This window comes from Micromonospora craniellae (assembly GCF_014764405.1).
Classification (GTDB): domain Bacteria; phylum Actinomycetota; class Actinomycetes; order Mycobacteriales; family Micromonosporaceae; genus Micromonospora; species Micromonospora craniellae.
Genome location: NZ_CP061725.1, coordinates 6,358,109 through 6,371,613 on the forward strand (window position 1 = coordinate 6,358,109; position 13,505 = coordinate 6,371,613).

8 protein-coding genes are annotated in these 13,505 nt (G+C 73.1%); 4 read left to right on the top strand and 4 right to left on the bottom strand.

Annotation, left to right across the window (positions count from 1 at the left end; all coding sequences use genetic code 11):
* Positions 1-5: 5 nt before the first annotated feature.
* Entirely contained in the window at positions 6-2,003 is a 1,998-nt protein-coding gene (locus ID554_RS28970; RefSeq protein ID WP_117227654.1) for a beta-galactosidase, read from the bottom strand.
* Between the two features lie 162 nt (positions 2,004-2,165).
* Between ID554_RS28970 and ID554_RS28975 the strand changes: the two genes are divergently transcribed.
* Complete coding sequence (locus tag ID554_RS28975; RefSeq protein WP_117227655.1) at positions 2,166-4,508, top strand: TIM-barrel domain-containing protein; 2,343 nt, start codon at positions 2,166-2,168, stop codon at positions 4,506-4,508.
* A 112-nt stretch (positions 4,509-4,620) separates the two neighbouring features.
* Here ID554_RS28975 and ID554_RS28980 read toward each other — a convergent pair whose 3' ends face one another.
* Genes ID554_RS28980 through ID554_RS28990 form a run of 3 tightly spaced genes read right to left on the bottom strand, consistent with a single transcriptional unit; the run spans position 4,621 to position 8,328 of the window.
* On the bottom strand, positions 4,621-5,604 hold the full coding sequence (locus tag ID554_RS28980) for a carbohydrate ABC transporter permease (RefSeq protein ID WP_117227656.1): 984 nt from the start codon (positions 5,602-5,604) through the stop codon (positions 4,621-4,623).
* Positions 5,601-6,608 carry an ABC transporter permease gene (locus ID554_RS28985; RefSeq protein WP_117227657.1) on the bottom strand — a complete coding sequence of 336 codons (1,008 nt, stop codon included), beginning with the start codon at positions 6,606-6,608 and terminating at the stop codon, positions 5,601-5,603. The genes ID554_RS28980 and ID554_RS28985 overlap by 4 nt, the downstream gene beginning before the upstream one ends.
* Before the next feature lie 55 nt (positions 6,609-6,663).
* Positions 6,664-8,328 carry an extracellular solute-binding protein gene (locus tag ID554_RS28990; RefSeq protein ID WP_223884324.1) on the bottom strand — a complete coding sequence of 555 codons (1,665 nt, stop codon included), beginning with the start codon at positions 8,326-8,328 and terminating at the stop codon, positions 6,664-6,666.
* 211 nt (positions 8,329-8,539) lie between these two features.
* Here ID554_RS28990 and ID554_RS28995 point away from each other — a divergent pair, with 211 nt between their 5' ends.
* The 3 genes from ID554_RS28995 (at position 8,540) to ID554_RS29005 (ending at position 13,504) form a co-directional block, all read left to right on the top strand.
* Positions 8,540-9,757: an ROK family transcriptional regulator gene (locus ID554_RS28995; protein WP_117227744.1), complete on the top strand. Its 1,218-nt coding sequence runs from the start codon at positions 8,540-8,542 to the stop codon at positions 9,755-9,757.
* 229 nt (positions 9,758-9,986) lie between these two features.
* Positions 9,987-12,434 carry a beta-glucosidase family protein gene (locus tag ID554_RS29000; RefSeq protein WP_117227659.1) on the top strand — a complete coding sequence of 816 codons (2,448 nt, stop codon included), beginning with the start codon at positions 9,987-9,989 and terminating at the stop codon, positions 12,432-12,434.
* On the top strand, positions 12,431-13,504 hold the full coding sequence (locus tag ID554_RS29005) for a LacI family DNA-binding transcriptional regulator (RefSeq protein WP_117227660.1): 1,074 nt from the start codon (positions 12,431-12,433) through the stop codon (positions 13,502-13,504). The genes ID554_RS29000 and ID554_RS29005 overlap by 4 nt, the downstream gene beginning before the upstream one ends.
* Position 13,505 lies beyond the last annotated feature (1 nt).

Consider the following 13,505-nt stretch of genomic DNA (forward strand, 5'->3'; position numbering starts at 1 on the left):
CGGTCTCAGCTCTCGCGCAGCACGGCGACACCACCGGGTGGCAGGGTGACCGCCTCGTCGACCCGGGCGGCGGTGAGCAGGTCCAGCCCACGCGCCGGTACCCGGTGCGCGCGGTCGGTGTGGTTGAGCAGGAACAGCCAGCTCACGCCGTCACCGAGTCGGCGTACCGCCTCGACCCCGGCGGGCGCGTCCGGGCAGACCGGGACGGCGCCGGCGGCCCGGGCGGCGGTGTCGAGCAGCCGGCGGTAGGTGGCGTCGTCGGGGCGGGTGGAGACGTACCAGGCGGTGCCGGCGCCGTGGCGGTGGCGGGTGATCGCGGGTGCCCCGTCGAGCACCCCGCCGACGTACGCGGTGACCGTTTCCGCCCCGGTCAGGTGGACGGTCTCGGCCCAGATCCGGCCGGTGCCGCCGTCGCCGAGCCGTACCTGGTCGCCGTCGGCGAGCGGGTGGAACTCCTCCACCCGTACGCCGAGCACGTCACGCAGCGCGCCCGGGTAGCCGCCGAGCCGTACCCGGGCGTGCTCGTCTGCGGTGCCGCTGAGGTACGTGGCCAGCAGGTGACCGCCGCCGTGCACGTACTCGCGCACCCACTCGGCGGTGGTGCCGGCGACCATGTAGAGGGCGGGCAGGACGAGCAGCTCGTACCCGTCGAGGGGGTCACCGGGTACGACCGTGTCGCAGCCGTAGCCGGCGTGCCACAGGGCCCGGTGGACGGCGGCGAGTTCCTCGTGGTGGTCCAGCCGGGCCGAGGGCAGGCCCGGGTGGCGCAACGCCCAGGCGCTCGCGGCGTCGACGGCCAGCGCCACGGACGCCTCGACGGCGCCGGCTACCTCGGAGAGCCGCTCCAGCGCCGTACCGAGGTCGACGGCCTCGCGGAACGCCCGGCTGTCCGGGCCGGCGTGCGGCACGAGAGCGGAGTGGAAGCGTTCGGCGCCGCCGGCGGGGGCCCGCCACTGGAAGAACATCGCCCCGTGCGAGCCACGGGCCACGTGGGCGAGGCTGTGCCGCAGCATCCGCCCCGGCTCCTTGGTGTGCGACCGCCCGGTGGTGTGGATCTGTTGGGGGGCGCTCTCCATCAGCAACCAGGGCGGCGTCGGTGTACCACGGTCGACGGCGGCGTGCCGGGCCCAGCCCCGGGCCAGGTCGCCGGCCAGCGCGGTCTGTTCCTCGGCGCCACCGTCGACGGCCGACGGGTAGTGGTCGACGGCGACCAGGTCCAGCTCGCGGGCCCAGCGGGCGTGGTCGACCGGCACCCAGTCGCCGAGCACGTAGTTGGTGGTGACCGGGGTCTGCGGCGCGGCGGCGCGCAGCAGGTCCCGCTGGTCGGCGTACGCGGCGAGCAGCGTGTCGGACCAGAAGCGGCGGAAGTCCAGCAGGTGGCCGGGGTTGCCCAGGTACTGGGTGGCGCGGGGGGTGCTGATCTGCGCCCAGTCGGAGTAGTGCTGGCTCCAGAAGCTGGTGACCCAGGCGTCGTTGAGGGTGGCCAGGTCGCCGTAGCGTCCGGCCAGCCAGCGCCGGAAGGCGCGGGCGGTGTGCTCGCAGTGGCAGGTGGTGCCGTACTCGTTGTGCACGCGCCACAGCGTCACGGCCGGGTGGTGGGCGTACCGGTCGGCGAGGGCGGCGGTGATGCGGCGGGCGGCGGAGCGGTAGGCGGGGGCGGCGGCGCAGTAGGTGTCGCGGCTGCCGTGATGCAGGCGGACCCCGTCGGCGGTGACCGGCAGCGCGCCCGGGTGGGCGTGGGAGAACCAGGGTGGCGGGGAGGCGGTGGGGGTGGCCAGGGCGACCCGGACGCCGCCGTCGTGCAGCAGGTCGAGGACCTGGTCGAGCCAGTCGAAGGTGTACCGGCCGGGGGCCGGTTCCAGGCGGGACCAGGCGAACACGCCGACGGTGACCAGGTTGACCCGGGCCCGGCGCATCAGCGCGACGTCCTCGGCCCAGACCCGAGCCGGCCACTGCTCCGGGTTGTAGTCACCGCCGTAGCAGAGCCGACCGTCGTGCCACATCGCCCACCACCCGTCGGATTAGTTGATGATCTGTACAAACTAGGGAGGCGATTTGCCCATGTCAACGGCACCGAAATTTTCGGCATCGATGATCCTCGTTGACAGTTCGTCGGGTAATTAAAGAAACTGTCCGCACCGCCGTACCGTCTTCGAGGAGAGCCGATGCCGTACCGACCGCCGTTGGTGCCGTACGAGACGTTCGTGGCCGACCCGCCCGACCTGCCCGCCCGATCCCCCGGTGAGGGCGGGACGGCGGTGGTGGGCCGGGCCGAGTTCGTCGGCGGCGACGTGTCCGGGGCCGCCTTCAAGGCGGCGCTGGCCGACGGGGTGACGGCGGTGGTCCGGGTGGAGTCCGCCGGCGACGGCGTGATCCGGGTCCGGCTCGCCGAGGACCCCCAGGCCCGGACCCGCTCCGCGCGGGCGGTGACACTGGTCCGCCCGGAGGCGCGGCCGGCCACCGTGACCGCCGACGACCGGTGGGTACGCGTGGACGCCGGGGCGGTGGTCGCCGAGATCCGGCTCGACCCGTGGCGGATCCGGTTCCTGCGCCCCGACGGCACCGTCCTGGTCGAACAGGACCCCGGGACGGTCGACATCAGCGGCCGGCGACGCACCCTGCCCTTCGGCCGCTCCACGGTCGACGGGGTCCGCGTCGCCTGGCACGAGAGCTTCGTCGCGCCCGGCGACGAACGCTTCGTCGGCTTCGGGGAGAAGTTCACCCCGCTGGACAAACGTGGCCAGCGGGCGCTGATGTGGAACTTCGACGCCTTCGGCAGCGAGTCCGACCGGTCGCACAAGAACGTGCCGTTCTATCTGTCCAACCGGGGCTACGGGCTGCTGGTCGACAGTGGCCTGCCGGTGCAGTTCGACGTCTGCCAGTCCACCCACAGCACCGTCCAGATCCTGGTCCCCGACGACCTGCTGGACTACTACGTGCTGGCCGGGCCGACCCCCGCCGAGGTGCTGGACCGCTTCGACCGGCTCACCGGCCGGCCGTACCTGCCGCCGCGTTGGGCGTTCGGCGCCTGGATCTCCTCCGGCTTCTATCCGGACAGCCAGCAGAAGGTGCTGGACCGGGCGCGCCGCATCCGCGAGCGCGACATCCCCTGCGACGTGCTGCACCTGGACTGCTACTGGCAGGTCGCCGGGAACTGGTCGGACCTGCGCTGGGACGCCGAGGCGTTCCCCGACCCCGCCGGGATGCTGCGGACCCTCGGCGAGCAGGGCTTCCGGGTCTGTCTCTGGACGAACCCGTACCTGATGACCGGCAGCCCGCTGTACGCCGACGCGGAACGGGCCGGCTACTTCCTGCGCCGCCCCGACGGCAGCACGTACGTGGCCGACGTGTGGCACGGCAGCTATCCGGTCAGCGCCATCGTGGACCTGACCAACCCGGCCGCCGTCGACTGGTTCACCGGCCTGCTGCGGCCCCTGTTGCAGCAGGGCGTGGCGGTGTTCAAGACCGACTTCGCCGAGGGGGTGCCGGCCGATGCGGTGGCCCACAACGGGATGACCGGCGTCGAGCTGCACAACGTCTACAGCCTGCTGTTCAACGACGTTGTCGCCCAGGTCACCGAGGAGGTGGCCGGTCACCGGGCGGTGTGGGCACGCTCGTCGTACCTGGGCGGGCAGCGACACAGCGCGCAGTGGAGCGGCGACGTCAACGCCACCTGGCCGGCGCTGGCCAGCACGTTGCGCGGCGGGCTGTCGCACGGACTGTCCGGGGTGCCGTTCTGGAGCCACGACACCGGCGGGTTCCACGGCACCCCGGACCCCGACCTGTACGTACGCTGGTCGCAGTTCGGGGCGCTGTCGCCGCTGCTGCGGCTGCACGGCACCACCAGCCGGCTGCCCTGGGACTTCCCGGCCGAGACCGAACGGCTCGCGGTGGCCGCGCTGCGGTTGCGATACCGGCTCATGCCGTACCTGTGGTCGGCGGCGGTGCGGGCCGCCCGTACCGGGGCGCCGGTGATGCGCGCCCTGCTGGTCGACACCCCGCAGGACCCGACGGCCTGGACCGTCGACCTGCAGTACCGCCTCGGCACCGACCTGCTGGTGGCGCCGGTGCTGGACCCGACCGGTCGGCGCGACGTCTACCTGCCCGTCGGGGACGACTGGATCGACGCGGCCACCGGCGAGCGGCACCCGGGCGGACGGCACCTGCGGGTCGACGTGCCGCTGTCGCGCACCCCGCTGTACGTGCGGCACGGCACGCTGCTGCCGCTGGTCGCGCCGCACCCCACCGTCGGCGACCAACCGTTCCGCGACGTCACGCTGGTCAGTTGGGGTGCCGTCGAGGGGCGGACGGTGGTGCACGACGTCGACGGCGATACCGTCATCGAGGCGTTCCGCGACGGCGACGAGTTGCGGATCAGGACGCGAGGGCCGCTGCTGGTGGGGCAGTTGGCCTTCGCCGGGGTCGGCGATGCCGACCTGCCGGCCCGGTCACTGCTCAACGGTGCGGCGGTGACCGTCGTGCCCTTCGCGGGCTTGTTCCCCGCGTAGGGCCGACCGTCCCGCGCGTGGGGCCCGGCTGGACGGAGTCGGGCCCCACGCGCGGGACGGGGCCGGACCCGGGTGGGTCCGGCCCCTGCCGGGCGGCCGCACCGCGCCCGGATCAGCCCTTCACCGCACCGGTGATCACACCCTTGGTGAAGTGCCGCTGCACGAACGGATAGATGATCACCGCGGGGATGACCGTCACGATCACCACGGCCATCTTGACCGCGAGCGTCGGCGGGTACGCCGTCACGCCGGGCAGGCTCACCGACGCGCCGGAGACGTTCGGCGACTGTCCGGCCAGGATGTAGCTCTGCAACACCCGCTGGATCGGGAACTTGTCGTTGGAGTCGATGTAGAGCACCGCGTTGAAGTACGCGTTCCAGTAGCCGACCGCGTAGAAGAGCCCGACCACGGCGATCACCGCCTTGGACAGCGGCAGCACGATCCGGGTGAGGATGCGCAACTCCCCCGCGCCGTCGATGCGGGCGCTGTCGAGCAGTTCGGCCGGCACGTTCATGAAGAACGCGCGGATCACCACCAGGTTGAACACGCTGATCGCGCTGGGCAGGATCAGCGACCAGATGCTGTCCTTGAGGCCCAGCCCGGTCACCACCAGGTAGCTCGGCACCAGCCCCGGGAAGATCAGGAACGTCAGCAGGAAGTAGAACAGCAGCCCACGGTGGGCCACCGAGCCCGGGCGGGACAGCCCGTACGCGGCCAGCACGGTGAGCACCAGGCTGACCGTGGTGCCGAGCACGGTGACCAGCGTGCTGATCCACACCGCCTGGGTGACGTCCCCGCCGCTGAAGATGGTGATGTACGCGGACGGGTCGATCTCCCGGGGGATCATGACCATGCCGCCCGCGTCGTCGATGGTGCCGCGTGAGGCGAGGCTGGTGACCAGTACCGTCCAGAGCGGCACCAGCACCGCCGCGACCAGCAGGGCGAGCACGAACCCCTTGCCGATGGTCAGGGACGTCGAGGGGCGCCCCGCCCACACCGGACGGCCGGAGTGGCGTCGTCGCGGCGGTGGCGCGGGCGGCCCCGCCGTTCTCGGTGCCGCGGGCACCGGCCCGGCACCACTGAGTTGTGCGGTCATGATTTCGCGTACACCCCCTGCTCGCCGAGCCGGTGCGCGACCTTGTTCGCGGTGAGGATCAGAGCCAGTCCGACCACCGCCTTGAACAGGCCCGCCGCGGCACCGAGCCCCCACTGCTGGGTACTGATCGCCTGGTAGTAGACGAAGGTGTCGAGCACTTCGGCGGCCTCTCGGCCGACCGCCTCGCGTTGCAGGATGAACTGCTCGAAGCCGACCGAGAGCGCGTCGCCGAGCCGCATGATGAGCAGCAGCACGATCACCGGACGCAGGCCGGGCAGGGTGATGTGCCACAGCCGTCGCCACCGCCCGGCGCCGTCGGCCGCCGCCGCCTCGTACAGGTTCTGGTCGATCGCGGACAGCGCGGCCAGGAAGACGATCGCCCCCCAGCCCAGGTCCTTCCAGACCGCCTCGGCGGTGACCAGCACGATGAACGTGTCCGGGTTGGTCATGATCTCCCAGGGCTGCAGACCGGCCTGGCGCATCTCCTGGGCCAGCAGTCCGGCCCCGCCGAACATCTGCACGAAGAACGTCACCACCAGCACCCAGCTGAAGAAGTGCGGCAGGTAGACGACGCTCTGCACGAAGCCGCGCAGCCGCCCGGAGACCACGCTGTTGAGGATGAGCGCCAGCAGGATCGGCAGCGGGAAGAAGAACACCAACTGGAAGGCCGTGATGCTCAGCGTGTTGCGGACCGCGTCCCAGAACAGCGGGTCGCGGAAGAGTGCCTCGAAGTTGCCGAAGCCGATCCACTCGCTGTTGAGGAACGCGTCCAGCGGGTCGTCGCCGACGAACGGGTTGTAGTCCTGGAAGGCGATGACGTTGCCCAGTGTGGGCAGGTAGTGGAAGACCAGCAGCAGGGCCGCCGCCGGCGCGGCCATCGCCAGCAGCGGCCAGTCGCGGCGCAGCCGGGCCCGCAGGCTGCGCCGCCCACCCCGCCGGGGACGCCGCGGTGGCGGCGTACGCTCGGCGGGTGGTCGCGTCTCGACGGTGCCGGGGGCGCTCATGACGGTCCCCCGGCACCGGTCGTGCCGCCGTCCGGCGGCACGGTGACCGGCCCGTTCATCGGCCGTTGTCGGCGAGCGCCTTCTCGTGGAACGCGCGGCCCTCCTCGCCACCGGTGTCCAGGAACTCCTTGCGCACCTGGGCCAGGTCGCTGACCGGGCGACGGCCGCGCAGGATGTCGCGGATCTTGTCGTCGGTCGGTTGGATGATCTTCGACCAGTTCGCCGGCAGCTCCAGCTTGATCCCGGCGAACAGGTCCTGCTCCATCTGGCCGATGTGGTTGCGGTAGTAGCCGATGTAGTCCTGCACGTAGTTGGGGGTGTCGCCGCTGCGCACCTTGACCGGCACCCGGCCGCCGATGTGGGTGTACTGCGCGCCCAACTCGCTGCGGCCCAGCTCGGTCAGGGTCGGGGTGCCGTCGGCGCCCCGGGTGAAGTGCTGGCCCTCGGCGCCGTACTCGCGCAGCTCGAACTCGCGGCTGCCGAACGGCGCGGCACACCAGTTGAGCACCCGCAGCAGCTCGTCGACCCGCTCGGCGGCCAGGTCCTTCTTGAGAAAGGTATAGAAGATCGGCTTCTCACTTCCCCAGACGACCGGTTGGGCGCCCTGCGCGCCGAACAGCGGCAGCGGCTGCATGTTGAAGGTGGGCAGTTCCTTGACCCGTTCGCTCTGCATGCCCTGCCAGGCGCCGAGACCGTCCTGGAACAGCAGGATCTTGCCGGCCTTGAACAGCTGCTTCTCGTCGGCGCCCCGGCTGGCGACGGTGTCGGGGTGCACCAGACCCTCGGCGAACAGCCGGGCGGTGAACGCCAGCGCCGCCTCGAAGGCCGGGTTCTCGAACTTGTGTTCCAGGCCGCCGTCTGGCTTCTTGCGCCAGATCTGCTGGCAGCCGAACAGCTGCTGCACCACGTCGAAGACGCTGCCGAAGGCCCACACCCCCTTGGCCGGGTCGGTGGCCTTCTTGCCGATCTCATACAGCTCGTCGGGGGTGGTGGGGGTGGCCAGGCCGGCGGCGTCGAACAGGTCCTTGCGGTGGAACATGGCCCACGCGAACGGCCCGTCGGTGGGGAACGGCACGGCGTAGAGCCGTCCACCCCAGACCGAGTACTCCCAGGCGCCGCTGGGCAGCGAGGCGAGGTACGGGTACTTCGCCGCGTTGTCGCCCTGGAGGTGGTCGGTCAGGTCGGTGAACAGCGCCTTGACCGCGTCGGAGAACCGGGCGACCTTGTCCACCTCCCAGTTCGGTGCGCAGAGCAGGTCCGGCACGTCCCGGGCGCCGAGCATGGCGTTGAGCTTGTCGGAGTAGGTGTTGCCGTCCTGCAGGCTCGGGCTGACCTCCACGCCGAGCTTGCCGTTGACCGCGGCAAGGTACGCGTTGCGCCCCAGCGGCGGCGGGGTCGGGCCCCACCACGGGGTCATCGTCTGGATCGGGGGGCCGCCCCGGCCCGGCTGCTCGGTGACCGCGTCGACGAGTTGGCGCGGGTAGCTGAGATAGCCGTCCGGGATCGGGCCCTCGCCGGGGATGTCCGGCTTGAGCAGTTCGACCCGCTGGTAGGTGGGCAGCACCGCCTTGATGGCGTCGGCGCCGGTGGCGCTGCCCTGGCTGCCGGCTTCCTTGCTGCATCCGGCCAGGGCGCCGCCGCCCACGGTCGCGGCGGCGCCGAGGCCGACCAACCGCAGCATGGTCCGGCGGTCGGTGGATGTGCGCGTAAGAGGCGTCACGGCGCACTCCCTTCGTCATCGATAACGGTTTGCGGAGCGGGGGACTCCGGCTAGGATTAGTTGGGGTTCTAGCCGAACAAACTAATCGACGGCTATCCCGTCCCACAAGACAGGGCGTGCCGGCGGCCCGGACGGCGTGGCCGGTCCCGCCACGGCGGTACGCGATGATGGACGCGCGCGCCACGACACCGGCGCAGGGAGCGGGCAGATCGTGATCAGCATCCAGAACGAACCGCAGCCGACCGACCTCGGTGACGTGCGGGTCGCCAACCGCGCGGTGGTCCTGCGGCACGTCCGCCTGCACGCCCCCTGCTCCCGTGCCGACATCGCCGCCCGCACCGGCCTGAACAAGGCCACCGTCTCCAGCCTGGTCAGCGAACTGATCGACCAACGACTGGTGCGCGAGACCGGGCTCACCGAGAACCGGGTCGGCCGCCCGGCGACGATGCTGGTGCTCGACGGCGAACCGTACGCCGCGCTCGGCCTGCAGATCGGCGCCGACGAACTCGTGGCGGTCGCCATCGACCTCGGCGGCAACAGGCTGCTCACCTGGCGGCGGGCCTTCGCTCCCGGCACGGTCCCCCCCGCCGAGACGCTACGCGCGCTGACCGCCCTGGCCCGCCGCGCGATCGGCCGGGTCACCAGCCAGGGCCGCACCGTGCTCGGCCTCACCGTCGGGGCGCCCGGGCTGGTGGACGCCGCCGGGACGGTCCCGCTGTCCGACGCCCTGGGCTGGCGGGACGTGCCGGTCGCCGCAGACCTGCGCGCGGCCCTGCGCGAGCCCGCCTTCGCCGTCGGCGTGGACAGCGTCGCCAACCTCGCGGCCCTGGCCGAACAGCGACACGGCCCGCACGCCGGCACCACCGACCTGGTGCACCTGACCGGCGGCATCACCGTCGGCGCCGGGATCATCGCCGCCGGCCGGCTGCTGCGCGGCGGGCGCGGCCTCGCCGGCGGGATCGGCCACCTGCCGGTGGACCCGTCCGGGCCGCCCTGCGACTGCGGCGCCCGGGGCTGCCTGACCGCGCTGGTCGGGCTGCCCGCCGTGGTACGCCGGCTGTTGCCCGACGCCGAGGCCGACGGCCCGGTCACCGACTACCTGCCGGAGCTGACCCGGATCGTGGCCCTGGCCCGCCAGGACGACCCCACCGTGCGCAGCGGTCTGGCCGAGACCGGCCGGCACCTCGGCCAGGGCGTGGCCGTCCTGGCCGACCTGCTCAACCCGGAGGCGGTGGTGCTCGGCGACCACTTCGCGACCCTGGCGCCCTGGCTGCTGCCGGCGGCCCGGTCGGAACTCGCCGCGCGCGCCCACGCCCCCGCGGCCGGCGGCGCGCGGCTCGACGCCTCCACCCTGGACACCGCGGCGGCGCTCGGCGGGGCCACCGCGGCCCTGGCCGTCGTCGAGGCCGGGCGGTTACCGACCCGCTGACCTGGGCGCCGCGCACCGAGTCTTGACCGGACCGGTCGATGGCGCCAACCTCGAAGCGAGCCGCCCCGTTCGGGCACCCGGGGCGGCTTGTTCTCCGCGGTTCGTCGAAGCGCTTCGCCTGCGTCCGGGCCGGCGACCGTCACCCCACCGTCACCTGCGATGCCGCTCGGCCATCCGCCGTCGAAGCGCTTCGACCTCCGGCGCGCCGGGCACTGGAAGGCGATCCACCATGACCGACCGCACCCTGCCCGCATCCCGGGACCGGATCGATGACCTGCTGGCCCGGCTCACCCTGCCGGAGAAGATCGGCCTGCTGCACCAGTGGCAGGCCCCGGTCCCCCGGCTCGGCCTGCCCCCGTTCAAGACCGGCACCGAAGCGCTGCACGGCGTCGCCTGGCTCGGCCCGGCCACCGTGTTCCCCCAGGTCATCGGCCTGGCCAGCAGTTGGGACCCCGACCTGGTACGCGCCGTCGGCGTGGCCGTCGGCACCGAGGTACGCGCCAAGAACCACGCCGACCCCGACCGCGTCGGCCTCAACGTCTGGGCCCCCGTGGTCAACCCGCTGCGCGACCCGCGCTGGGGCCGCAACGAGGAAGGCTGGTCCGAGGACCCGTGGCTGACCGGGCGGCTCGCCACCGCGTACGCGCAGGGGCTGCGCGGTGACCATCCCGAGCGGCTGCGGACCGCCCCCACGGTCAAGCACTTCCTCGGCTACAACAACGAGACCGACCGGGCCACCACCTCCAGCGACCTGCCGCCCCGGGTGCTGCACGAGTACGAACTGCCCGCGTTCCGCGCCCCGATCGCCGCCGGCGCGGCGGTCGGCGCGATGGCGTCGTACAACCTGGTCGACGGGGTGCCGGCGCACCTGAGCCCGCTGATCGACGCCGAGCTGCGCAGGTGGGCGCCGGACGAGGTGCTGGTGGTCGGCGACGCCGGCGCGATCGGCAACCTCGCCGACCTGCAGGGCCACGCCCCCGACCACGTCCACGGGTTCGCCGCCGCGCTGCGCGCCGGGATCGACAGCTTCACCGAGGACCACACCGACAGCGCACCCACCCGGCGGTGGCTGACCGAGGCACTGGACCGGGGCCTGATCTCCGAGTCCGACGTGGACCGGGCGGTACGGCGCATCCTGTCCGTGCGGCTGCGCCTGGGTGACCTGGACCCGCCGCACGACGACCCGTACGCCGCGACACCCGCCGACGTCGTCGACTGCCCGGCCCACCGCGACCTGGCCCGGCAGGCCGCCCGCGAGTCCGTGGTGCTGCTGCGCAACACCGGTCTGCTGCCCCTGGCGGCCGGTACGCGGGTCGCCGTGCTCGGTCCGCTGGCCGACGCCGTCCACGAGGACTGGTACAGCGGCACCCTGCCGTACGCGGTGACCACCTACCAGGGGCTGGCCGGACGGCTGCCGCAGGTCACCACCCACTCGGGCGCCGACCGTGTCGCGCTGCGGGTCGGCGACCGGTATGTGGGCTGCCCGGACACCGCCGACGGCGGCCCGCTGACGCTCGGCGCCGACGCCACCTGGTTCGACGTGTTCGACTGGGGTCGTGACACGGTGGCGCTGCGGGCTGTCGGCAACGGCCGGCACGTCGGCGCCGACGACGACGGCGCCCTGCGCAACGACCGGCCCGGCCCGGGCGGCTGGGTGGTGCGCGAGACGTTCCAGTTCGACCCGCTGCCCGCCGGCACCGTGCTGCTGCGGCACCTGGCCACCGACCGGTACGTCACCGCCGACGACCAGGGGCGGCTGCGGGTCGACGGCGACGACCGGCAGGCTGCCACCGCCTTCGGTATCGACCTGGTGATCGACGGCGCCGCCGAGGCCGCCGCGCTGGCCGCCGACGCCGACGTGGCGGTGGTGACGCTCGGCAACCACCCGATGGTCAACGGCCGCGAGACCGAGGACCGGGTGGACCTGGCCCTGCCCGCCCGGCAGGAGGCCATGCTGCGCGCCGTGCACGCCGCCAATCCCCGGACGGTGCTGGTGGTGACCAGCAGCTACCCGTACGCGATCGGGTGGGCGCAGCAGCACCTGCCGGCGGTGCTGTGGTCCGCCCACGGCGGGCAGGAACACGGCCGGGCCCTGACCGACGTGCTGCTCGGCGACGCCGACCCGGCCGGCCGGCTCACCCAGACCTGGTACGCCGACACCGCCGACCTGCCCGACCTGCTCGACTACGACGTGATCGGCGCCGACTCCACCTACCTGTACTTCCGGGGCGATCCGCTGTACCCGTTCGGTCACGGGCTGTCCTACGCCCACTTCGACTACGCCGACCTGCGATTGAGCACCACCACCGCGACCGTCGGCGACACGGTGGAGGTGAGCGTGGACGTCACCAACACCGGATCCCGGCCCGGCGTGGAGGTGGTGCAGCTCTACACCCGGCAACGCCGCTCCCGGGTCAAGCAGCCGCTGCGGCAACTGCGCGACTTCGGCCGGGTCACCCTGGCCCCCGGCGAACGCCGGACGGTGACGCTGCGGCTGCACACCGCCGAGCTGGGCTGGTGGGACGCCGAACGCGACGGTCTCGTGGTCGAGGACACCACCCACACCGTGCTGGTCGGACGCTCCGCCACCGACGTACGGCTGGTCGGCGCGGTGGACGTACGCGGCGACGCGGCGGCACGGTCGGCGCGGCTGCACAGCACGAGCGGGGTCCGGTGAGCCGGCGCGGTCGGGTCGCGTCGGGCCAGCCCACCATCGCCGACGTGGCCCGGCACGCGGGTGTCGCGGTGAGCACCGTGTCGTACGTGCTCAGCGGCAAACGGGCCATCTCCGAGCTGACCCGCAACCGGGTGCTGGCCAGCATCCGGGTCCTCGGCTACCACCCGAACGCCGGGGCGCGGGCACTGGCCAGCCGCCGCTCCAACGTGATCGCCCTGGTGCTGCCGCTGCGCCCGGGCATCCAGGTGCCGGTGGTGATGCAGTTCGCCACGGCGGTGGTGACCTCGGCCCGCCGCCACGACCACGACGTGCTGCTGGTGACCTCCGACGAGGGGCCGGAGGGGCTGCGTCGGGTCGCCGCCGGGGCGCTCGTCGACGGGGTGCTGGTGATGGACGTGGAGCTGCACGACGTACGGGTGCCGCTGCTGCGGGAGCTGGGGCGCCCCAGTGTGCTGATCGGCGTACCCGCCGACACCACCGGCCTGACCTGTGTGGACCTGGACTTCCACCGGGCCGGTCAGGTGTGCGTGGAGCACCTGGCGGGGCTCGGCCACCGGCGGGTGGCGCTGCTCGGCGCGCCGGCCGCCGTCTACGACCGGGGCACCGGGTTCGCGCACCGCACCCGGGCCGGGGTGGTGGAGGCGGCCGGGCGTCACCGCGTCGACGCGGTGACGCTGCCGTGCGAGGAGAACGCCGCCGACGTCCGCCGACGGGTGGTGGAGCTGTTCGCCCGACATCCCGACCTGTCCGGCCTGGTGATGCAGAACGAGGCGGCCGTCGGTGCGGTGCAGGCCGCCCTGGCCGGGCTGGGGCGGCGGGTGCCGCACGACGTGTCGATGGTGGCGGTCTGCCCGGACCAGTTCGCCGAGCACGCCGGTCCCCGGCTCACCTCGGTGCCGGTGCCCGCCGAGGAGATCGGCCGGCAGGCGGTGGCGGTGCTGATGCGCAAGCTGGCCGAGGAGCCGGTGCCGGAGACGACGCTGCTGGAGCCCCGACTGACCGTGCGGGACAGCACGGCCAGCCCGGTGGTCGACACCGCGACGTACGGTGGCCCGACGCCGGTGCGGTGAC

Excerpts from the sequence above, each read along its gene's own strand:
- ID554_RS28970 (WP_117227654.1), bottom strand. The coding sequence starts at position 2,003 with ATGTGGCACGACGGTCGGCTCTGCTACGGCGGTGACTACAACCCGGAG.
- ID554_RS28975 (WP_117227655.1), top strand. The coding sequence starts at position 2,166 with ATGCCGTACCGACCGCCGTTGGTGCCGTACGAGACGTTCGTGGCCGAC.
- ID554_RS28980 (WP_117227656.1), bottom strand. The coding sequence starts at position 5,604 with ATGACCGCACAACTCAGTGGTGCCGGGCCGGTGCCCGCGGCACCGAGA.
- ID554_RS28985 (WP_117227657.1), bottom strand. The coding sequence starts at position 6,608 with ATGAGCGCCCCCGGCACCGTCGAGACGCGACCACCCGCCGAGCGTACG.
- ID554_RS29000 (WP_117227659.1), top strand. The coding sequence starts at position 9,987 with ATGACCGACCGCACCCTGCCCGCATCCCGGGACCGGATCGATGACCTG.